Annotated in this window: 20 protein-coding genes and 1 pseudogene; 12 read left to right on the forward strand and 9 right to left on the reverse strand. The window is 70.9% G+C overall.

Features of this window, described 5'->3' with window-relative positions:
* Positions 1-414: 414 nt before the first annotated feature.
* Both ACFYXM_RS29800 and ACFYXM_RS29805 read left to right on the forward strand, forming a co-directional pair.
* Entirely contained in the window at positions 415-1,605 is a 1,191-nt protein-coding gene (locus ACFYXM_RS29800; protein WP_389293980.1) for a cytochrome P450, read from the forward strand.
* Positions 1,606-1,619: 14 nt separating this feature from the next.
* Positions 1,620-2,039, forward strand: coding sequence for a PaaI family thioesterase (locus tag ACFYXM_RS29805; RefSeq protein WP_389293982.1), 420 nt, complete (start codon positions 1,620-1,622; stop codon positions 2,037-2,039).
* Between the two features lie 54 nt (positions 2,040-2,093).
* Here the strand turns inward: ACFYXM_RS29805 and ACFYXM_RS29810 are convergent, their stop codons facing one another.
* The gene (locus ACFYXM_RS29810) at positions 2,094-3,131 is read right to left on the reverse strand and encodes a Gfo/Idh/MocA family oxidoreductase (protein WP_389293984.1); all 1,038 of its coding nucleotides are present in this window, start codon (positions 3,129-3,131) and stop codon (positions 2,094-2,096) included.
* A gap of 221 nt (positions 3,132-3,352) precedes the next feature.
* Between ACFYXM_RS29810 and ACFYXM_RS29815 the strand changes: the two genes are divergently transcribed.
* The 6 genes from ACFYXM_RS29815 to ACFYXM_RS29840 all read left to right on the forward strand — a co-directional run bounded on the left by ACFYXM_RS29815 (position 3,353) and on the right by ACFYXM_RS29840 (position 9,404).
* Positions 3,353-4,111 carry a GntR family transcriptional regulator gene (locus ACFYXM_RS29815; RefSeq protein ID WP_389293986.1) on the forward strand — a complete coding sequence of 253 codons (759 nt, stop codon included), beginning with the start codon at positions 3,353-3,355 and terminating at the stop codon, positions 4,109-4,111.
* Between the two features lie 504 nt (positions 4,112-4,615).
* A complete protein-coding gene (locus ACFYXM_RS29820) occupies positions 4,616-5,599 on the forward strand; it encodes a sugar ABC transporter substrate-binding protein (RefSeq protein WP_389293987.1) in 984 nt (327 codons plus the stop codon).
* A complete protein-coding gene (locus ACFYXM_RS29825; RefSeq protein ID WP_360104483.1) occupies positions 5,596-6,648 on the forward strand; it encodes an ABC transporter permease in 1,053 nt (350 codons plus the stop codon). The genes ACFYXM_RS29820 and ACFYXM_RS29825 overlap by 4 nt, the downstream gene beginning before the upstream one ends.
* Positions 6,648-7,493, forward strand: a complete 846-nt coding sequence (locus tag ACFYXM_RS29830; protein WP_389294078.1) for an ATP-binding cassette domain-containing protein — start codon at positions 6,648-6,650, stop codon at positions 7,491-7,493. Before ACFYXM_RS29825 ends, ACFYXM_RS29830 begins: the two co-directional genes overlap by 1 nt.
* 145 nt (positions 7,494-7,638) lie before the next feature.
* Positions 7,639-8,802 carry an ROK family glucokinase gene (locus tag ACFYXM_RS29835; RefSeq protein ID WP_389293990.1) on the forward strand — a complete coding sequence of 388 codons (1,164 nt, stop codon included), beginning with the start codon at positions 7,639-7,641 and terminating at the stop codon, positions 8,800-8,802.
* A 14-nt stretch (positions 8,803-8,816) separates the two neighbouring features.
* Positions 8,817-9,404 (forward strand): hypothetical protein, encoded by a 588-nt coding sequence (locus tag ACFYXM_RS29840; protein WP_389293992.1) that lies wholly within the window; start codon positions 8,817-8,819, stop codon positions 9,402-9,404.
* 13 nt (positions 9,405-9,417) lie between these two features.
* Here the strand turns inward: ACFYXM_RS29840 and ACFYXM_RS29845 are convergent, their stop codons facing one another.
* The 4 genes from ACFYXM_RS29845 to ACFYXM_RS29860 all read right to left on the reverse strand — a co-directional run bounded on the left by ACFYXM_RS29845 (position 9,418) and on the right by ACFYXM_RS29860 (position 12,462).
* On the reverse strand, positions 9,418-9,621 hold the full coding sequence (locus tag ACFYXM_RS29845) for a hypothetical protein (protein ID WP_389294080.1): 204 nt from the start codon (positions 9,619-9,621) through the stop codon (positions 9,418-9,420).
* Complete coding sequence (locus tag ACFYXM_RS29850; RefSeq protein ID WP_389293993.1) at positions 9,621-9,827, reverse strand: hypothetical protein; 207 nt, start codon at positions 9,825-9,827, stop codon at positions 9,621-9,623. Before ACFYXM_RS29850 ends, ACFYXM_RS29845 begins: the two co-directional genes overlap by 1 nt.
* Positions 9,828-10,066: 239 nt before the next feature.
* Positions 10,067-11,518, reverse strand: a complete 1,452-nt coding sequence (locus ACFYXM_RS29855; protein WP_389293995.1) for an MFS transporter — start codon at positions 11,516-11,518, stop codon at positions 10,067-10,069.
* Complete coding sequence (locus tag ACFYXM_RS29860) at positions 11,515-12,462, reverse strand: nucleoside hydrolase (protein ID WP_389293997.1); 948 nt, start codon at positions 12,460-12,462, stop codon at positions 11,515-11,517. The genes ACFYXM_RS29855 and ACFYXM_RS29860 overlap by 4 nt, the downstream gene beginning before the upstream one ends.
* Positions 12,463-12,899: 437 nt before the next feature.
* On the opposite strand from ACFYXM_RS29860, the gene ACFYXM_RS29865 reads away from it, so the two are divergent.
* Positions 12,900-13,952 carry a LacI family DNA-binding transcriptional regulator gene (locus ACFYXM_RS29865; protein WP_389293999.1) on the forward strand — a complete coding sequence of 351 codons (1,053 nt, stop codon included), beginning with the start codon at positions 12,900-12,902 and terminating at the stop codon, positions 13,950-13,952.
* 134 nt (positions 13,953-14,086) lie between these two features.
* Here ACFYXM_RS29865 and ACFYXM_RS29870 read toward each other — a convergent pair whose 3' ends face one another.
* From ACFYXM_RS29870 to ACFYXM_RS29880, 3 genes and pseudogenes are all read right to left on the reverse strand, one after another.
* The gene (locus ACFYXM_RS29870; protein WP_389294001.1) at positions 14,087-15,007 is read right to left on the reverse strand and encodes a ribokinase; all 921 of its coding nucleotides are present in this window, start codon (positions 15,005-15,007) and stop codon (positions 14,087-14,089) included.
* Positions 15,008-15,335: 328 nt separating this feature from the next.
* Complete coding sequence (locus tag ACFYXM_RS29875) at positions 15,336-16,349, reverse strand: LacI family DNA-binding transcriptional regulator (RefSeq protein ID WP_389294003.1); 1,014 nt, start codon at positions 16,347-16,349, stop codon at positions 15,336-15,338.
* 489 nt (positions 16,350-16,838) lie between these two features.
* A pseudogene (locus ACFYXM_RS29880) lies at positions 16,839-16,990 on the reverse strand (MFS transporter); the annotation flags it as partial.
* A gap of 114 nt (positions 16,991-17,104) precedes the next feature.
* Between ACFYXM_RS29880 and ACFYXM_RS29885 the strand changes: the two are divergent.
* Genes ACFYXM_RS29885 through ACFYXM_RS29895 form a run of 3 tightly spaced genes read left to right on the forward strand, consistent with a single transcriptional unit; the run spans position 17,105 to position 19,865 of the window.
* Positions 17,105-18,379 (forward strand): alpha/beta fold hydrolase, encoded by a 1,275-nt coding sequence (locus ACFYXM_RS29885; RefSeq protein ID WP_389294005.1) that lies wholly within the window; start codon positions 17,105-17,107, stop codon positions 18,377-18,379.
* Between the two features lie 13 nt (positions 18,380-18,392).
* Positions 18,393-19,049: an MBL fold metallo-hydrolase gene (locus ACFYXM_RS29890; protein WP_389294007.1), complete on the forward strand. Its 657-nt coding sequence runs from the start codon at positions 18,393-18,395 to the stop codon at positions 19,047-19,049.
* Positions 19,050-19,085: 36 nt separating this feature from the next.
* Positions 19,086-19,865, forward strand: coding sequence for an exodeoxyribonuclease III (locus tag ACFYXM_RS29895; RefSeq protein ID WP_389294009.1), 780 nt, complete (start codon positions 19,086-19,088; stop codon positions 19,863-19,865).
* Between the two features lie 164 nt (positions 19,866-20,029).
* Here ACFYXM_RS29895 and ACFYXM_RS29900 read toward each other — a convergent pair whose 3' ends face one another.
* On the reverse strand, positions 20,030-21,214 hold the full coding sequence (locus tag ACFYXM_RS29900; RefSeq protein ID WP_389294011.1) for a Cmx/CmrA family chloramphenicol efflux MFS transporter: 1,185 nt from the start codon (positions 21,212-21,214) through the stop codon (positions 20,030-20,032).
* Positions 21,215-21,265 lie beyond the last annotated feature (51 nt).

A 21,265-nucleotide genomic window follows, 5' to 3' on the forward strand; every position in this document is an offset into this window, starting at 1 on the left:
CTGCACTGGTCACGCTTCCGCAGACGCAGCCAGGCCCGAGCCCGACGCTCCCACTACAAACGCCGAGGCCACACCCTTCAGATGCGGTTGCAGTATTAGGGCGGACCGGCCCCGGCCGCCGTCCGGCGGTTGCCGGTGCGAAGCAGCCCGCGAATCCTGATGGGAAGCCGTTTCGTCCGTCGGGAGAAGTCCTGGCGGGCCGACCGATGAGTTCCGGCCGACCGTGGGGTCTGAAGAGCGAAAGCGACCGATTCGAACGAGCATGCGTGCTCGGTGCGAGTACCGGAGCAAGGAGCACAGCCATGGCTGAGCTGGCACTCGCCGATCAGGACGGCTGCGGAAAATCGAAGCCGCCGTAGGGTGAACCGGTCGATCTCCAGCGAGAGAACCGATCAGACCGGGAGGGGCGATCCCATGTCCGACGTCAGCAGCCTTGTCGACCTCGATCTGCGTGAAGTCGAGGACTTCACCGCGAACCCCTATCCGTCCTACGAGAAGCTGCGTGCCGCGGGCCCCGTCCACACCGTCCGTACCGACGAGTTCGAGCGGGTCTGGCTCGTGGTCGGATACGACGAGGCCCGCGCGACCCTCGCCGACCTGCGGTTCTCCAAGCAGTGGCAAGGACGGATCGAGTGGCCCGAGGGCAACGATCCGATCTTCGCCAACATGCTGGAGCTGGACGCCCCGCGCCACACCCGGCTCCGCAAGCTCGTCACCCGTGAGTTCACTGCGCGCCGGATCGAGGCACTGCGGCCGCGCGTGCAGCAGATCACCGACGAACTCCTCGACGCGATGGTTCCCGCGGGGCGCGCCGATCTCGTGGACGCGCTCGCCTTCCCGCTGCCGATGACCGTGATCTGCGAGCTGATCGGTGTGCCGGACCTGGACCGCAACGCCTTCCGTCGGCTGTCGAACGCCATCGTGACCCCGACCACGCCCGATCAGGAGCGCGAAGCCGTCACCGCCATGGGCGCCTACCTCGGTGAGCTCATCGAGGACAAGCGGCGCTCGCCCGGTGACGACCTGATGAGCGCGCTCGTCAGGACCCGCGACGAGGAGGGGGACACGCTGTCGCCCGAAGAACTCGTGGGCATGGCCTTCCTGTTGCTGGTCGCCGGGCACGAGACCACCGTCAACCTCATCTCGAACGGGGTGCGGGCCCTGCTCGACCATCCCGGCCAACTCTCCGCCCTGCGTGCCGACTTCGACCTGATCGACGGTGCGGTCGAGGAGATGCTGAGGTACGACGGCCCGGTGGAGACCTCCACGTTCCGCTTCCCGCGCGAACCGGTCGAGGTCGGGCGGCGCGTCATTCCGGCCGGGGAGCCGGTGCTGGTCTGCCTGGCGGGCGCCGACCGCGACCCCGACCGCTATCCCGAGCCGGACCGTTTCGACATCCGTCGTGAGACCCAGGGGCATCTGGCCTTCGGTCACGGCTCCCACTTCTGTCTGGGGGCGTCACTGGCCCGGATGGAGGGCCGGATCGCGATCCGTACGCTGTTGGAACGGTGCCCCGGCCTCGCGCTGGACGAGGAGGCATGGCGCCCGGACTGGCTTCCCGGCATGCTGATCCGCGGGGTCCGGTCCCTGCCCGTCCGCTGGTGAGAGAGGATTCCGTCATGACCGAACTCGATCTGAGCATGGCGCGCAAGGTTCTCGAGAGTCAGCCGTTCAGCGGGCTCGTGGGGGCACGGATCACCGCCTTCGGGTCCGGCGCCGCCACGCTGGAAGTGGACATGAGCCAGGAACTCCGGCAGCAGAACGGCTTTCTGCACGGTGGCGTCCTGGCCTATGCGGCCGACAACTCGATCACCTTCGCCGCCGGGACGACCCTCGGCCCGGCCGTACTGACCGGCGGCTTCTCCATCCAGTACGTGCGGCCCGCCACCGGTCGCACCCTGGTCGCCCGCGCGGAGGTCGTGCACACCGGACGGCGACAGGCCGTGGTCCGGTGCGATCTGCTGGCGGTGGGGGAGGACGGGGCGGAGACGCTCTGCGCGGTCGCCCAGGGCACGGTTCTCTCCGCCACACCACAGTGACGAGCCATCACACGGCCCTACGAAGGAGAAGAGTTGGCGTCCCGGGGTGGCGATTCACCTCGCGGCGCCGCCCCCGGTCCGGTCGGCCGTCCCGTCGGACACCTCCGCGATCCCCACGGGGCGCCGCTCCGTGCGGGACACCTCGCACGCCTCCGCGATCAGCAGCGCGTGCCATGCCTCCCTGCCGTCGCACGGGTTGGGCAGTTCGCCCCGAACCAGCCTTACGAAAGCGTCCAGTTCCGCCTCGTAGGCCGGGCCGAACCGTTCCAGGAAGCCCGGCCAGGGGTTCGGCGGCGCGGCGGGGCCCAGCGGTTCCGCGGACGTGACCGGTGTGCGGTCGTCCAGTCCGACCGTGATCTGCCCCTTCTCACCCGCCAGTTCCATGCGTACGTCGTAACCGGCGCCGTTGCAGCGGGTGGCCGTCGCCGTGGCCAGGATGCCGTCATCAAGGGTCAGCAGCACCGCCGCCGTATCCACGTCACCGGCCGCCCGGAACATCCCGGGCCCGGCGTCCGACCCGACGGCGTACACCTCCGTCACCTCACGGCCCGTCACCCAGCGCAGCATGTCGAAGTCGTGCACCAGGCAGTCCCGGTACAGCCCGCCGGAGAGTGGCAGATACCCGGCGGGCGGCGGTGCCGGGTCCATGGTCATCGCCCGCACGGTGTGCAGCCGGCCCAGCGCCCCCGAGCGCACCGCCTCGCGCGCCGCGCCGTACCCCGCGTCGAACCTGCGCATGAAGCCCATCTGGAGGACGCTCCCCGCCCGCTCCACCTCGCGCAGCGCGCCGAGCGTCCCCGGCAGACCGAGCGCGATCGGCTTCTCGCAGAACGCGGGGAGCCCCGCCCGCGCGGCCCGCCCGACCAGATCCGCGTGCGACGACGTGGCCGAGGCGATCACCACGGCGTCCACCCCCGCGCCGAACACCTGGTCGGCACCGTCCGCGTGCTTGGCGCCGAGGTGGTCCGCGACCCGCGCGGCGCGCGCCCTGTCGGTGTCGGTCACCACCAGGGCGTCCACCCCTGGGTGGCGGGCCAGCACACCCGCGTGGAAGGAGCCGATCCGGCCGGTGCCGATGAGTCCGATGCGCATGGACCCAACGTGCCGCCCACCCGTGGCGCTGTCAACCATATGTCAGGACAACAGCACAATGGCGTGACAGGGCGACAGGGCGACAGGGCGACAGGACTACGGGAGCAACAGGACACCACGACGACAGGACGCCACGACACCGGACGCCACGACGACAGAACGACGTCACGACAGAACGACATGACTACCGGAGGCTCTGACGTCGGCGTTACCCTCCACGCGTGTCCAAACCCACCGCCGACCCCGCCGCACTCGAACTCGGCGTGGACCGCACGAGCCCGGTCCCCCTGTACCACCAACTGGCCCAGCAGCTGGAAGCGGCCGTCGAGGAGGGCCGGCTCGCCCCTGGCACCCTTCTCGGCAACGAGATCGACCTGGCCTCCCGGCTCGGCCTGTCCCGGCCCACCGTCCGCCAGGCCATCCAGTCACTGGTCGACAAAGGGATCATGGTCCGCCGCCGGGGCGTCGGCACACAGGTCGTGCACAGCGGGGTCGGGCGCCCGCTCGAACCGAGCAGCCTGTACGACGACCTGGAGGCCGCGGGCGGACACCCCACGACCCGCGTCCTGCGCAACACCGTGGAGCCCGCCGGTCCCCGGGTCGCCGACGTCCTCGGCGTCGCGGAGGGCAGCGACGTCCACCTCGTCGAGCGGATCCGGTACGCGCACGACGAACCGCTGGCTCTCCTGCGCAACCACCTGCCGCCCGGAACCGTCGACCTGGACACCGCGCGGCTGGAGAGCACCGGCCTCTACCGGATGCTGCGCGGCGCCGGCATCGCCATGCACAGCGCCCGCCAGTCCATCGGCGCCCGCCCGGCCACCGCGGAGGAGGCCGCCGTGCTCGCCGAGACCGAAGGGGCCGTTCTGCTCACGATGGAACGCACCACCTTCGACGACACCGGGCGAGCGATCGAATGCGGGTCCCACCTCTACCGGGCCTCGCGCCACTCCTTCGACTTCCAGCTGCTCGTACGGTGACGGCGTCCTCCGGATCGTCCGGCCGGTGACAGCTGCTCCCGGCCGGCTCGTACGGTGACGACCGTCACGCCCGGGGCTCCGCCCGCGGGAGCCCGGCCGGCCTCTCCGGGGAACGGCCGACCGTCGTCGGGCGGATCGCCGACGACCGTCACGCGGACCGTTGACGCCGGGGCGGTCCGCCGCTACAACTGCCCTCGGGGCGACCGGACACCCGTTCCTCCCGGCCCGTCCGCCGCCCTTCACCACGTATCACAGCGGGAGAGAGCCCACCGCGCACCGCCCCGAAGAGCCCCGCGCACCGCCCCCCGAGGACCCTCCCGCGTCCCGCACGGCACACCCCGCGCCGATGCCTGTGCCCCGCCCTGCCGGGCGGTCCCGTCGTCGACTCGGGGATACTTGGCCAGCCGGGCCGGGGGCGACACGCCCCCGGCCGACCACAGAGCACAGCGAGCAGCACAAGAAGGGCACGGCGTCGTGGCAAGGGTTCGGACAGGGGTACGTGCGATGGGCGCCGTGCTTGCGGCGGTGCTCGCGGCCTCCCTCGCGGGATGCAGCAGCACCGGTGGCAAGCGGGCGGAGGAGCGCGCGGCCCGGGCCGCCGCCGAGGGCCGCGCCGCGGTCGACACGCCCCGCTGGACCTTCGCCATGGTCACCCACTCCGGTGACGGCGACACCTTCTGGGACATCGTCCAGAGAGGCGCCGAGCAGGCTGCCGTCAAGGACAACATCAAGTTCCTGTACTCGCACCACGACGAGGCCCAGCAGCAGGCCCAGCTGGTCCAGGCCGCCATCGACCAGAAGGTCGACGGGCTGATCGTCACGCTCGCCAAGCCCGACGCGATGAAGGAAGTCGTCGCCAAGGCCACCCGGGCCGGGATACCGGTGATCACGGTGAACTCGGGCTCCGCCGAGTCCAAGCGGTTCGGCGCCCTCACCCACGTCGGCCAGGACGAGTTCATCGCGGGCGAGGCGGTCGGCGACGAGCTGAACGCGCGCGGTCGCAAGAAGGCCCTGTGCATCCTGCACGAGCAGGGCAACGTCGGCCACGAGCAGCGCTGTGCCGGGGCGAAGAAGACCTTCGACGGGCAGATGCAGAACCTGTACGTCGAGGGCACCAACATGCCCGACGTCCAGGCGTCCATCGAGGCCAAGCTCCAGGCCGACAAGAGCATCGACGCGGTCGTCACCCTCGGGGCGCCGTTCGCGGACGCCGCCGTGAAGGCGAAGAAGACCGCGGGCAGCACGGCCGAGATCGACACGTTCGACCTCAACGCCAAGGTCGCCACCGCCCTGGAGGACAAGACCCTCGGCTTCGCGGTCGACCAGCAGCCCTACCTCCAGGGGTACGAGGCCGTGGACCTGCTCTGGCTGTACCGCTACAACGGCGACGTGCTCGGCGGCGGGCGCCCGGTCCTCACCGGTCCGCAGATCATCACGGAGAAGGACGCCGCCGCGCTCGCCCCGTACACGAAGCGGGGGACCCGATGAGCGCCGCCGCGGATCCGGCCGCCCCGGCGGGCCCCGACGAACGGCTGCTGCGCACCTCCCCGCTGCGCAGGCTCCTCGGCCGTCCCGAACTCGGCTCGGTCGTCGGCGCTGCCGCCGTGTTCGTCTTCTTCGCGCTCGTTGCCGACAGCTTTCTGCGCGCCTCCAGCCTCGGCACGGTGCTGTACGCGGCCTCCACCATCGGGATCATGGCCGCCCCGGTGGCGCTGCTGATGATCGGCGGCGAGTTCGACCTGTCCGCCGGGGTGCTGGTCACCAGCTCCGCGCTGGTCTCGTCGATGTTCAGCTACCAGATGACCGCGAACGTCTGGGTCGGCGTCCTCGTGTCGTTGCTGGTCACTCTCGCCATCGGCGCGTTCAACGGCTTCATGCTGACCCGTACCAAACTGCCGAGCTTCATCATCACGCTCGGCACGTTTCTGATGCTGACCGGCCTGAATCTCGGCTTCACCAAGCTGATCAGCGGAACCGTGTCGACGAAGACCATCGGCGACATGGAGGGCTTCGACTCGGCCCGCCGGGTCTTCGCCTCGCAGTGGACCATCGGCGGCGTCGAGTTCAAGGTCACGATCCTGTGGTGGGCCGTGCTCGTCGCGATCGCCACCTGGATCCTGCTCCGCACCCGTTTCGGGAACTGGATCTTCGCCGTCGGCGGCGAGGCGGACGCGGCCCGCGCGGTCGGCGTCCCGGTGATCCGCACCAAGATCGGGCTCTACCTCGGGGTCGCCTTCGCCGCCTGGGTCTCCGGGCAGCACCTGCTGTTCTCGTACGACGTGGTGCAGTCCGGCGAGGGCGTCGGCAACGAACTGATCTATATCATCGCCGCGGTCATCGGCGGCTGCCTGATCACCGGCGGCTACGGCTCCGCGATCGGCTCCGCGGTCGGCGCCGTCATCTTCGGCATGACGAGCAAGGGCATCGTCTACGCGGAGTGGAACCCGGACTGGTTCAAGTTCTTCCTCGGAGCCATGCTGCTCCTGGCCACCCTGCTCAACGCATGGGTACGCAAGCGAGCGGAGGCGACGAAGTGATGGCCCCCCTGGCACCGGCCGACCGGGAGACGACCCGCCGGGCCCTCGTCGAGCTGGACCACGTCAGCAAGTTCTACGGCAACATCAAGGCGCTCACGGACGTCTCGCTGGAGGTCCACGCGGGGGAGATCTCCTGCGTGCTCGGCGACAACGGCGCCGGCAAGTCCACCCTGATCAAGATCATCGCGGGACTGCACCGGCACGACGCGGGCAGCTTCCTGATCGACGGTGAACAGACCGTCCTCGTCAACCCGCGCGACGCCCTCGACCGCGGCATCGCCACCGTCTACCAGGACCTGGCCGTCGTCCCGCTCATGCCGGTCTGGCGGAACTTCTTCCTCGGCTCCGAGCCGACGACCGGCGCGGGCCCCTTCAAGCGCCTCGACGTACGGCTGATGCGCGAGACGACCCGCACCGCACTGCTGCGCATGGGCATCGACCTGCGCGACGTCGACCAGCCGATCGGCACCCTCTCCGGCGGCGAGCGCCAGTGCGTCGCCATCGCGCGCGCCGTCCACTTCGGCGCCAAGGTCCTCGTCCTGGACGAGCCCACCGCCGCGCTCGGCGTCAAGCAGTCCGGGGTCGTCCTCAAGTACGTCGCGGCCGCCCGCGACGCCGGTCTCGGCGTGGTCCTCATCACGCACAACCCGCATCACGCGTATCTCGTCGGCGACCGTTTCGTCCTCCTCAAGCGAGGCGCCATGGCCGGCAGCCACACCCGGGAGAGCATCACGCTGGACGAGCTGACCCGCCAAATGGCAGGCGGCAGCGAGCTGGAGGAGCTCAGCCACGAGCTGGAACGGGCGACGGAACCGGGCCGTCCGCAGGGGTCGGACCAGCCGTAGGACCGCGCCTGCGGCGGCCGGACCCCCGGCGGGCGCGCCGTCCGGCGCCTCCCCGGGGGACCGGGCAGTGGCAGAATCGAGGCCGACGGGCGCAGTCCGCCGCCGGGGAAGCACCCGCCCCCGGCCCCCCGACCCCGCAGGGACGATGAGCACGTACCGCGACTTCACCCACCGCGGCTCCGCCCGCGCCACCGTCCTGCGGACCGTGGGCACCCGCGAGCGCCGCTCGCACCTCACCGCGCCGAGAGTGCCCACTGTCGGCATCGATATCGGCGGTACGAAGGTGATGGCCGGCGTCGTCGACGCCGACGGCAACATCCTGGAGCAGCTGCGCGCCGAGACGCCGGACAAGTCCAAGAGCCCCAAGGTCGTCGAGGACACCATCGTCGAGCTGGTCCTGGACCTCTCCGACCGGCACGACGTGCACGCCGTCGGCATCGGAGCGGCCGGCTGGGTCGACGCGGACCGTTCCAAGGTGCTGTTCGCCCCCCACCTCGCCTGGCGCGACGAACCGCTGCGCGACGCCCTCGCCTCCCGCCTCGTCGTCCCCGTCATGGTCGACAACGACGCCAACACGGCCGCCTGGGCGGAATGGCGCTTCGGCGCGGGCCGGGGCGAGGACCACCTCGTCATGATCACGCTCGGCACCGGCATCGGCGGCGCGATCCTGGAGGAGGGGCGGGTCAAGCGCGGCAGGTTCGGGGTCGCCGGGGAATTCGGCCACATGCAGGTGGTGCCCGGCGGACACCGCTGCCCGTGCGGGAACCGCGGCTGCTGGGAGCAGTACAGCTCCGGCAACGCCCTCGTCCGAGAGGCCAAGGAGCTGGCCGCCGCCGACTCACCGGTGGCGCACGGCCTCATCGAGCGCGTCAAGGGCAACATCCCCGACATCACCGGACCGCTCATCACCGAACTGGCCCGCGAGGGCGACGCGATGTGCGTCGAGCTCCTCCAGGACATCGGCCAGTGGCTCGGCGTCGGCATCGCCAACCTGGCCGCCGCGCTCGATCCCTCCTGCTTCGTCATCGGCGGCGGCGTCAGCGCCGCCGACGACCTGTTGATCGGCCCCGCCCGGGACGCCTTCAAGCGACACCTCACCGGCCGCGGCTACCGCCCCGAGGCCCGCATCGCCAAGGCGCAGCTCGGCCCGGAGGCGGGTATGGTCGGCGCCGCCGACCTCGCCCGGCTGGTGGCCCGAAGATTCCGCCGCACCAACCGACGCCGCGTCGAACGGTACGAGCGGTACGCACAGATCTACGACCAGGCCGCGAGCACCATCCGAAACACCCGCAGCACCCGCACCTTTTAGGGATTGCCACAGACATGACCGCAGCCGAACACGTCGTCCTGCCGCGCCAGTCCCCGCCTCCCGACGACAAGCCGCCGCAGGACCGGCGCCGGACGATCCGACGCCGTCTGATCACCGCGACCATCATCGTCCTGCTCATCGGCATCCCGGCCGGCTATCTGCTGATCTCCGCCGGGCAGAGCCGCCGAGCGGGCCAGAACAAGGAGGCCGAGGCGGCGGCGCAGGGGCTCCAGGAGGGCTGGCCGTCCCGGTTGCAGCGCCGGATCTACGAGCTGCCGATGCCCGGCAACTCGCTGGACGTCCAGTACTACGAGACGAACAACTGGAAGGTCAGCCGGCTGTACGTGGAGTTCCGCACCACCTCCGCCGGACTCGACCGGTTCCTGAGCCGGCTGGGCAGCGGCCGCGCCGCGCTGGAGCCGGGCAAGGTGACCATCGGCGCGCGCGACCAGCAGATCTCCGGGTGGAGCTTCGGCCCCGGCATCCAGTGGGCGGGCACCACGCACACCAACAAGGACCCGCGGCCTACCCAGGACATCACCGTGAACATGGCCGACCCGATGAACCCCGTCGTGTACGTCGTGTCCGCGGCGATCCCCTGAGCCGGGCCCCCGCTCACAGGCCGAGGCCGCCCAGACGGGCCTCGTACCGTTCGACGGTGCGCTGGGGGACCCGCAGCATGCGGGCGGCCGCCTTGGTGCCCTTGAGCTGCCGGACCAGGTACCACAGCTGCACGTCGGCCGACTTCGGGGCGGGGCGGATGAACGCCAAGACCTTCGGCCATGCCTGCCTCTGCGCGGCCGTCGTGATGCCGTCCATCAGCTGCCGGCGCGGCCATACCCGCGGCCGACCCGGCTCGATGCCCCGCACGGCTTGATCTTCACCGTGGAGCCGGCCTCGGGGAAGAAGACCTCCTCGTCGCCGGATTTTGCAGAGCGGTTCCGTTCACGGTTCATCGGGATCCGCACCGTCTGCATCAGCGCATACACGTAATGGGCCGCCCCCCGAAGAGGAATGCGGCCCATCAGTGTGGGGTCTGCGCGGTGATCGCGTCAGAGACGGCGAAGACCAGTCGTCCGCGATTCGCAACGACGATCGAGGATTCCTGCCCTGCGGCCTGAGCCGGAAGACCTGCGGCCTGAGCGGGAAGAACTGCCCGCCCCTCGGGGTGCTGTGACCAGCCCCGGGAACTCCACCGGTCCACCGGCCGGGCTGATCCCGCTGCCCCGGCGTCGACCGTGTCGTGCCGGGGCAGCCACAGCCGTCAGGTTCCGTCTTCCGCCGCCACCGGCTTGGGGATCAGGAAGGACGCCGCGGTGGCGAGGCCCAGCAGGACGACGCCCGCGATCATGCCGGCGACATAGCCGTCGGCTGATGCCGGGTCGGCGGGCTGGAAGGCCGTCTGGACCGCGTAGAGCGCCGCGAAACTGAGCCCGGCCCCGAGGTTGAACGCGCCGGCGTTCAGCCCGGGCAGGAATCCGGGGTTCTCACGCGGGGACAGCACGATGCCGAGTCCGTTGAGCACGATGTTGCCCACGCCCGCGTAGGTGATGCCGACCAGGAGCGAGGCCACGAGCAGCAGGGCACGCGACTGGGCGTCCAGGGTGAGGATCATCAGGACGACGGAAGCGGCCGCGCCGATCAGGCCCAGACGCAGGATACGGCGGTAACCGAAGCCGGCGGCGAGCCGGCCGGCGATGGGACCCATGGCAAGCCCGGCCAACGCATACGGCGTGAGCGTCCACCATGCGGACTGTTCGGCGGACATGCCGAGCCCGGCGTGTGCGTCCTGGGCGAACGCCGGGATCAGCCCGTTCATGACGGCGAACACACCGGTCATGGTGAGCACGGTGGTCAGCAGCGTTGCCCAGGTCGCGCGCTGTCGCAGGTGCCGGGTGGCGACCAGCGGGTGCCCGCTCCTGCTCTCGGTCCGCCAGAACAGGGCGAAGGCGATGACGGCCACGACGACAAGGACGGCGACGAGCGGCCAGTTCGCGGCGCCGAGCTTGCCGGCCTCGTTCAGCGCGATCAGCAGTGCTCCGACGGAGACGACCAGCAGTGTGACGCCGGGCCAGTCCATCCGGGACGCGGCGGCCGCCTTGGTCTCCGGTGTCATGGTGGCGACCAGGACCGCGGCGATCGCGGCCACCACGGCCATCACCCAGAACACCGAGGCGAAGCCGTGCTTGTCGGCGAGGAACCCGCCGACGAGGGAGTCGACCCCGGCGATACCACCGTTGACGGCGGTGATCACGCCCAGCAGGGTGCCGTACTTCTTCGGCTCGGTGACCTCGACCCGCAGCATGATCAGGCACAGCGGCACCGTAGGCCCGGACACGCCCTGGATGATGCGGCCGACGAACAGCATCGGCACGTTCTGTGCCAGCGCGGAGACCACGCAGCCGACCGCCATGAGCGCCATCATCGCGACCAGCACCCGGCGGCGGCCGATGATGTCGCCCAGCCTCGGCAGGAACAGCGAGAACAGGGCCGCGGAGGTGAAGAACGCGGTCTGGGTGAGCCCGATCTCGGCCGAAGTGGCGCCCAGGCTGTCCTCGATGCTCTTCAGTGCCGGGCTGAGCATGCTGGCGTTCAGCTGGAAGGCGAAGCACGCCATGAGGAGCGCGGCGAGCAGCACGCCCACCCGGACCGGACGCCGGTCGGTGACCGGCCTCGGCCCGTCCGGGACGGCTTTGGTACTGGTGGAGACGTTCATTCGGCGCCGTCACCGATCCGCGTCAGGGCGTCCACGACGAGGTTCCAGAAGCGCTCGTGGTCGAGCTTGACGGCGACCTGGGTGTGGCAGTCGGGCGGGGCGGGCGCCCGGAAGTCGGTCACGGTCATGCCGAGGGTCAGCCCGCCGGTGAGCTCGATGTCCACCGGGGCCTTGCGCACCGTCATGACGGTCGGGTCGATGACGTAGGCGACGGCGCACGGGTCATGCACCGGAGGGTGCTCGAAGCCCTGCGCCTCGAGGTAGGTGGCGCCGAAGAAGTCGAGCAGCTCGCCCACGAACGCCGCCGGCTTGGTGCCGACCGCGGCGATCTTCTTCCGCACCTCCGGGGTCGCGAGCGCCTGGTGGGTCAGGTCGAGACCCACCATGGTGACCGGCCAGCTCTCGTTGAAGACGATGTGCGCGGCCTCCGGGTCGATGATGATGTTGAACTCGGCGACCGCGCTCCAGTTGCCCTCGTGGTATCCGCCGCCCATCAGCACGACCTCGCGGACGCGGGAGGCGATGCGCGGCTCCTTGCGTACGGCGAGCGCGATGTTGGTCAGGCCGGCCGTGGGGACGATGGTGATCTCGCCCGGCTCATGGGACATCACCGTGTCGATGATGAGGTCCACGGCGTGGCGGCGGTCCAGCTCCAGGGTCGGTTCGGGCAGCACCGGGCCGTCGAGTCCCGACTCGCCGTGGATGTCCGGCGCCGTCTCGATGGTCCGCACCAGCGGCCGCGGACTTCCCGCGGCGAAGGGAATCCCGGTGATGCCGGCGATACGCGCCACGGACAACGCGTTGCGCGTCACCTTCTCCAGCGTCTGGTTGCCGACCACGGTGGTCACGGCGACCAGATCCACGTCCGGATTCCCGTACGCGAGGAGCATGGCAATCGCGTCATCGTGTCCGGGGTCGCAGTCCAGGATGATCTTTCTCGCCATCAAAAGAGCCCCTTCGCTCAGCTGAACAGTTTGAGGTGGATCTCGGCCAGCGCCGCAACAGGGCTACTGCACAGAGTGCGCCGGTACGGTTCCCCGACCGCCATTGCGGTCCACGCCGACATGCGGCGCCGACCCACGGGCGGGCAGTGAAACGGACGGGTACCGCGCACTCCTCCTTGATCACGCGGTGGGAAAACGTTGGGAGAACGATCTGGGAAATCGTTCTCCGAGAACTTTGCGCACCGACGCCCATGATGTCAATGGGTGAAGTCTTATCTCACGTTGTGACCCGTTTGGGACAGCGGATCACCGTCTGGGCACGGGGAACGGCCGGTGATAACGTTTGCCAACTCCCCGTAGGCATCCGCCCGCTTCACGCGGCCGGACCAGAAGAACAGGGCAGGCGATCCGAAGTGGCGGAAGTAACACTGCGAGACGTGGCTCGGCATTCGGGCTGTTCTGTCGCCACGGTGTCCCGGGTGCTCGCCGGCAGCCGCCCGGTCGGCGCGGAAACCGCCCGGCGGGTACGTGCGGCCGTCGACAGTCTCGGCTACCGGCCCAACCACGTGGCCCGCGCGTTGCGCAGCCGCTCGACAGGCACCATCGGCCTCGTCCTGCCGCAGATCACCAACCCGTTCTACCCCACTCTGGTACGGGAACTGACGCGCGCGCTGCACACCCACGACCGTGCCGTGATCCTCGCCGACTGCGACGACGACCCGATGACCGAAGCGGCCCGGATCGACGCCCTGCTGGCCCGGCAGGTCGACGCCCTGCTCGTCGTCCCGGTCGACGAGAAACGCAGCGTGGCCGCGGTGACCGGCGCAGCGGCCCGGGTGCCGTTGGTGCTGCTGGACCGAGGTTGCGGCCCCGGCGTCGCCGACTCCGTGGTCGTCGACAACGCCGCTGGCATACAGCTCGTGCTGGACCACCTCGCGGCCGCGGGGCGTCGCCGTCCGTGCTTCGTCGGGGCTGCGGGCACCGCCTCGGCGGCGGTCGAACGCCGCGCCGCGTACGAGTCCGGCGCCGGCGCACTGGACTCGCAGGCGCCCGGACGTGTCGAACTCGGTGAATTCTCCGTCGAGTGGGGGCGGGCCGCGGTGGACCGGGTGCGCGCACACCGCCCGGACGCCATCGTCTGTGCCAACGATCTGATCGCCATCGGTGCACTGCAACGACTGCGACAGCTGGGAGTGGACGTCCCGGGGGAGATCGCCGTCACCGGCTTCGACGACATCCCCATGGCGAGCCTCACCGACCCCGGCGTGACCACCGTCCGCCAACCCGTTGCCGAACTGGCCGCGGAGGCCGCCCGGTTGCTGGACCGGCGGCTGGCCGGCGAGAAGGCAGGCCCGAGCCGCACCGTACGACTCGGTCCGGAACTCGTCGTCCGCGGCTCCAGCACGACGGACCGCAGCGGTCCGGCCGACGCCGCGCCCGGTGCCGACGCGGCCTGGGCCCGGGAACCTGCCGGAGACCCGGCGTCATGACCGTGGTCGGCATCCGGGGCTGACCGGTTGCCGGCCTGGCGCCCCGATCCCCGCCTCCACGCACCCGGCACGCCGCACCGTGTGTCATCCCGTCGGCGCCCCGGCGGGATGACAGTTGAGCATTCCCGTTCGCTTCACAGCACGGAGACTTCCTCCGCGCTCGGGTAGGACTCCTGCGCGCCCTGCCGGGTGACGGCCACCGCACCGACCCTGACGGCGAACGCGGCGGCCTCGGCCAGCTGCTCTCCCAGGCCGAGCCGCCAGGCCAGGGCGGCGGTGAACGCATCGCCCGCCCCCGTCGTGTCCACGGCCTCGACCTTGGGGCTCGGTACGAGTACGACGTCACCCGTACGGCCGTCGGCGACGAGCGCGCCCGCCGCACCCAGCGTGACCACGACCGACCGCGGGCCGAGCTTCAGCAGTGCTCGCGCCCACTCCTGAGGCGTGGCGCCGGCGGTTTCCCCCAGTATGTAGCGCGCCTCGTGCTCGTTGACGACCAAGGGGTCGCAGGCGGCCAGCACGTGATCGGGCAGGGGTGCGGGCGGGGACGGGTTCAGAACCAGCCGGGTATCGGGGGATATGGCACCGGCCACCTCGGCAACCGTCTCCAGCGGAATCTCCAGCTGAACGGACACGACCCGCGCCGCCTCGAAGAGGGGTCCGGCCGCCCGGACGTCCTCCGGGGTCAGCCGGGCATTGGCACCCGGCGACACCACGATGCTGTTGTCGCCGGAGGGGTCCACGGTGATCAGTGCGACTCCGGTCGGCGCCCCGCCCACGAGGACGCCCCCGGTGTCCACTCCGGCGGCCCGCTGCGATTCGAGCAGCAGGCGGCCGTGGGCGTCGTCGCCGACCCGTGCCAGCAGCGCAGTGACGGCCCCGAGGCGGGCGGCGGCCACCGCCTGGTTCCCTCCCTTGCCGCCCGGGTGGACGGCAAGATCGGAACCGAGCACGGTCTCACCGGGTGCCGGCCGGCGTTCGACACCGATGACCAGGTCGGCGTTGGCCGAGCCCACAACCAGCAGGTCGTACTGGTGGTGGTCGTTGACGTGCATTGTTCCTGCTTTCCGGGGTCGGACGCTGCTCAGGCGCTGTTCGGGAGAATTCGGCAACATTCTTCTCGGTGACTACCTTGAACTGGCACCTTGACCATGCTAACGACCTTCTTTCCCTCTGCGGCTCGCACCGCGTTCCGCACGGCGTCGGCCCAGTTCCTCGGGCCGCGACTCCGGCCGCCTTCGTCTCCGCCCGGGCGCACGCCTCCGTCTGCGCGAAGAAGGGGCCGTTGATCGGCGAACGCCGTCATCTCCCGCCGGGCGGAGCCCGGTTCGTGTGCCTTGGTCTTGCGTACGCCTTCGACACGCAGCAACTCGTCCCGGGTGCTCACGGGCTGCTACTCCGGTTCGCCGCGGATTCGCCGCACGAGCTGCGTACGACAAGGCGGGCGGGAAAGGTGACGGACTGAGGGGAGCGTCCCTCGACAATGTCGACGAGGGCGTGCACGGCGGCGCGGCCGAGTTCGCCGGTCGGCTGGGCGATCGCCGTAATCGGCGGATCGGTATGCAGGAACCACGGAATGTCGTCGAAGGCCGCCAGTCCGATGTCCTGCGGGACGCGCAGTCCCCGCGCCCGGATCGCGTCCAGCGCGCCGAGTGCCATCAGGTTGTCGGCGGCGAACACGACCTCGGGCGGTTCGGGAAGCGTCAGGAAGCGCTCGGTGACACGGCATCCGCTGTCCGCCTGGAAATCGCCCTGGCCGATGTAGCTGTCGGGCAGCGCGAGTCCGTGCTCGCGCATCGCCTCGCGGAAGGCTTCGACTCGCTCGTCGCCCGTGGTGGTGGCCGGGCCCGCGATGATCGCCAGCCTGCGGTGGCCGAGGCGGTGCAGGTGGGCGACGAGGTCCCGGACGGCGGCGCGGCCGTCGGTACGCACCACGGGCACGTCCACGCCTTGGATCCAGCGGTCGACGAACACCATCGGTGTGCCGCCCGCCGCCGCACCGGGCATGAACGGCGAACTGCCGTCGGCCGGGGAGACGAGGAGCCCGTCGATCCGACGGTCGAGGAGCGTACGGATGTGATGTTCCTGCAGGTCGGGGCGTTCGTCGGCGTTTCCGATGATGACGCTGTAGCCGAGCGCGCGGGCCTCCTCCTCGACGAAGCGCGTCAGTTCGGTGAAGTACGGGTTGAGTACGTCACTGATGACCAGGCCGAGGGTGCGTGTCTGATCGGTGCGCAGCGAACGGGCGACGGCGTTGGGCCGGTAGCCGAGGACCTCGACGGCGGCGAGGACACGCGTGCGCGCGTCGGGGCTGACGGAGGGATGGCCGTTGAGAACGCGAGAGACCGTGGCGACGGACACCCCCGCCTCGGCCGCCACATCCTTGATGCTCGCCATTTTCCGGACCACCTCCTTGCGGTTCCCGTGGCCTCGAAACCAGCGACTCGCCGCCGTGGAATCGATTACATGGAAGATTGGAATCGATTACGTGACCGAAAACAAGACCTCACCCGCTAGCCGAGACCAGATCGTGACGAAGCGCCCGCAGCATTCGCGGCACCGCCGCCCAGTCCTTCCTCCTGCCTTCCCGATCGCCCACGCCAACCACCGGAACTCACCGACTGGCTCGACACCCTCCAACTCGCCGACCCAACCGCCCGCCGCTGCGAGGATGTGCCGTCGTGGTCATCCACCACTGGAAGCACTGGGCCCGTTGCTGCTCCGGTTCATCGAGCAGGGCGTTGGCGCCACCGGGATCCGCCCTGGCGTGATCGGCGAGGTCGGCAGCGTGTGGGTGACGGCCCTGGCTCCCGCCGGGCGTCGTCTGTAACCGGACAGCGAAAGCTGACCGCACGGCGCTCAGACGGCCGAGCCGAAGCTGGAAGACGCCCACACGGTGACGTACAGGGCCACTGCGTCGATCGGATACAGCTCGGGCAGGCCGATTGCCGGGATCAGTACGCCGGCCGGCAGCGGGCCCCCACCAAGCCGGCCTGGCCGACCGCTGGGCCGAGGGCGTTGGCGGCGGGCAGTTCCTCGGCCCTGGGCCCCCGAGGTTCCGGCAGCGCCGGTCCTGTCGTGGCGAGCGGCACAAGAGCCGTTAGGTTGGGACCGGTCATGCGGGATTTTGTGACAGATGAAGGTGTGAACCCGTGAGCGAAGCCAAGATCGAAACGCTGCAGTACCGCTTTGACGGGCCAGAAGACGCACCAGTCCTGATCCTGGGACCGTCCCTCGGTACTACATGGCACATGTGGGACCGGCAGATACCGGAGCTCACCCAGCGCTGGCGGGTCCTCCGCTTCGACCTGCCCGGCCACGGCGGCGCCCCCGCCCGCCCGGCCGCCGCCGTCACCGAACTCTCCGACCAGCTGCTCGCCACCCTCGACGCACTGGGCGTGCGGCGCTTCGGGTACGCGGGCTGCTCCATCAGCGGAGCGATCGGCGCCGACCTCGCGCTGCGGCATCCGCACCGGATCGCCTCGCTCGCCCTGGTCGCAGCCTCGGCCCGGTTCGGCAGCGCCGACGAGTTCCGCCAGCGCGGGGTGGTCGTCCGCACCAACGGGCTGGAGCCGATGGCCCGCACCGCTCCCGAGCGCTGGTTCACCCCCGCGTTCGCCTCCGCGCAGCCGGCCATCGTCGAGTGGGCCGTCCAGATGGTCCGCACCACCGACCCCGGCTGCTACATCGCCGCCTGCGAGGCCCTGGCCGCCTTCGACATCCGCGCCGGACTCGGCCGCATCACCGTCCCGACCCTCGTCCTGGTCGGTGCCGAGGACCGGGTGACCGGGCCGGGCGACGCCCGCACCCTGGTCGCGGGCATACCGGACGCCCGGCTCGCCCTCGTCCCCGGAGCCGCCCACCTCGCCCCGGTCGAACAGCCCGCGGCCGTGACCGATCTGCTCCTCACCCACTTCTCCACGGCCTGGCAGGACACCCTCGCGGGCATCCCGATGCCCGCCGACACCCCGCGGCTCTCGGCCCCCGTGCTGCCCGTCGCGGAGATCACCGCCGCCGAACGGCCCGAGCCCCCGGCCACCGGGCGGCCCGACCCGTACGACCAGGGGCTGAAAGCGCGCCGCGAGGTGCTCGGCAACGCCCATGTGGACCAGACCACGGGGGAGACCGACGACTTCACGGACGACTTCCAGGAACTCCTCACGCGGTACGCCTGGGGCGAGGTGTGGACCCGCGAGGGCCTGGACCGCCGCACCCGCAGTTGCGTCACGATCGCCGCGCTGGTCGCCGGAGGGCACCTGGACAGCCTCGCCGCCCATGTCCGGGGCGCCCTGCGCAACGGCGTCGCACCGGTGGAGATCAAGGAGGTGCTGATGCAGACCGCCGTGTACTGCGGCGTCCCGGCCGCGAGCGCCGCGTTCTCGGTCGCCCGGACCGTGATCCGGGAAGAAACCACGCCCCGGCCGTAGCAGGATGGGCCCCATGAACGCTGTGAACCCCGCGCACCTCACGCTGACCAAGAAGAAGCACTCCTGCGTCCGGCTGGAGAAGGAGGGGCGGACGCTGGTCGTCGACCCGGGCGGCTTCTCCGAGGAGGACGCCGCCGTCGGCGCCGAGGCGATCCTGGTGACGCACGAGCACCCCGACCACTTCGACGAGCGGCGGCTGCGCGCCGCCCTGGAGGCCGACCCCGCCGTCGAGATCTGGACGCTGCGCAGCGTCGCCGACCGGCTCTCCGCTGCCTTCCCCGGCCGGGTCCACACGGTCGGTCACGGCGACACGTTCACCGCGGCGGGCTTCGACGTGCAGGTGCACGGCGAGCTGCACGCGGTGATCCACCCCGACATCCCGAGGATCACCAATATCGGCTTCCTGGTGGACGGCGCGGTCTTCCACCCCGGCGACGCGCTCACCGTCCCCGACCACCCGGTCGACACGCTGATGCTTCCCGTGATGGCCCCCTGGAACAAGATCTCCGAGGTCATCGACTACGTGCGCGAGGTCGGGCCGCGCCGCGCCATCGACATCCACGACGCCCTGCTCACCGATCTCGCCCGGCCGGTCTACGACAGCCAGATCGGTGCGCTCGGCGGCGCCGACCACGGCCGACTGGCCCCCGGGGACTCCACCGGCCTGTGACCTCCCGCCGGAGCGAAGGGCGCTAGGTTTACGTACATGCGCATCGCCACCTGGAACGTCAATTCGATCACCGCCCGGCTCCCGAGGCTGCTGGCCTGGCTGGAGAGCACCGGCACGGACGTGCTGTGCATCCAGGAGACCAAGTGCACCGCCGAACAGTTCCCCACCGAGCAGCTCCGCGAGCTGGGCTACGAATCGGCGGTCAACGCCACCGGCCGGTGGAACGGGGTCGCACTGGTCTCCAGGGTCGGTCTGTCCGATGTCGTGACGGGCCTGTCCGACGGCCCCGACTACGAGGGCGTGCAGGAGCCGCGGGCGATCTCCGCGACCTGCGGCCCGGTCCGGGTCTGGTCGGTGTATGTGCCCAACGGCCGCGAGATCGAGCATGCGCACTACGCGTACAAGCTGCGCTGGTTCGAGGCCCTTCAGAAGGCGGTCGCCGCGGACGCGGCGGGCGCGCAGCCGTTCGCGGTCCTCGGCGACTTCAACGTGGCCCCGACCGACGAGGACGTCTGGGACCCGGCCCTCTTCGAGGGCGCCACGCACGTCACCCCCGCCGAACGCGCCGCCCTCGCCGCGCTGCGCCAGGAGGGCCTGTCCGACGTCATGCCCCGTCCCCTCAAGTACGACCGCCCGTACACCTTCTGGGACTACCGCGAGCTGCGCTTCCCGAAGAACAAGGGCATGCGCATCGACCTCGTCTACGGCAACGCGCCCTTCGTCGCGGCGGTCCAGGACAGCTACGTCGACCGGGAGGAGCGCAAGGGCAAGGGCGCGTCCGACCACGCCCCGGTGGTCGTGGACCTCGGCCTCTGACGCCGTGGACCGGGGCCCCGCCGTTGCCGCGCGGCCGTTGTCAGTGGCCGCCGATACGGTGGTTGCCGTCCTTATCCCGCTTGCTGGCTGCTTGCTGAGACCAGGACAGCCCCGCCCGTTCAGCGCCGGGCGGGGCCTCGGCCGTCCTCGGACCGGTCGGCCGCCTACCGGACGGCGGGCACGCCGTCCCGGCTCCGCTCGGCGGTCGTCCGGCGCGTCCCGAGCATGGTCCAGCCGGTGCCCAGCGCCAGGACCATCAACAGCGCGCTCACCCACAGCGGCGACCGGAAGCCGAACCCCGCGTCGATCGCGAGCCCGCCGAGCCAGGGCCCGAGCGCGGCGCCCACATTGAACGCGGACGTCGCGAACGAGCCGGACAGCGTCGGCGCGTCGGCCGCCAGCCGGAACACCCACGACATCAGTGCCGTCCCCGTGCCGAAGGCGAGCATCCCCTGCACGAGGACGAGGAGCACCGTCGCGACCGGGCTGCCGGCGGTCAGCGCGAACACGGTCCAGCCGACGGCGAGGAGGGCCAGCCCGCCCGCGGTGAGCGCGACCGGCCGCGCGTCCACGACCCGCCCGGTGATGGTGACCCCGATGAACGAGCCCAGGCCGAACAGGGCGAGCAGCACCGGCACCCAGCCCTGGCCGAGCCCGGTGACGCGGGTGGCGAGCGGTTCGACGTAGGAGAACGCGCAGAACGTCGCTCCCTGTACGAGCGCCATGGTCAGCAGCGTCAGCAGCAGCCGCGGACCGGTCAGGGCCCGCAGCTCGGTCCCGGCGGACGCCGGGACGGACTCCGTCCGGCCTCCCGGGACCGTCCTGGCGATCACGACGGCGGCCGGGACGCAGACCAGGGACACCGCCCAGAACGCCGACCGCCAGCCCAGGTGTCCGCCCAGCACCGCCCCGGCGGGCACGCCCGCCACGCAGGCGACGGTGACGCCCCCGACCACCACGGCCGTGGCACGCGCCCGGGCCCCGGGGCCGACCAGGGACACCGCGGTCACCAGCGCCACGGCCCAGAATCCGGCGTTCGCGAGCGCCCCGACGACACGTGTCGCCAGGAGCACCCCGTAGTACGGGGTGAGCGCCCCCACGATGTGGACGGCGCCGAAGACGCAGAGGAAGAACAACAGGGCGCGGCGGCGCGGCCAGCTCCGGCTGAAGAGAGCCATGAGCGGCGCCCCGGCGATCATCCCGACCGCGAAGGCCGAGGTGAGCAGCCCGGCGGCGGGAATGGACACATGAAGGTCGGCGGCGATGTCCGAGACCAGACCGGAGAGCATGAACTCTGACGTGCCCTGGGCGAAGACGGCGAGCCCGAGCGCGTATACGGCGAATGGCATGAAGGAACCCCATGAACGGCTGACGGATGGACCGGGTGGAGGGGTGCGGGC

The organism is Streptomyces sp. NPDC002476, assembly GCF_042889785.1.
GTDB lineage: Bacteria > Actinomycetota > Actinomycetes > Streptomycetales > Streptomycetaceae > Streptomyces.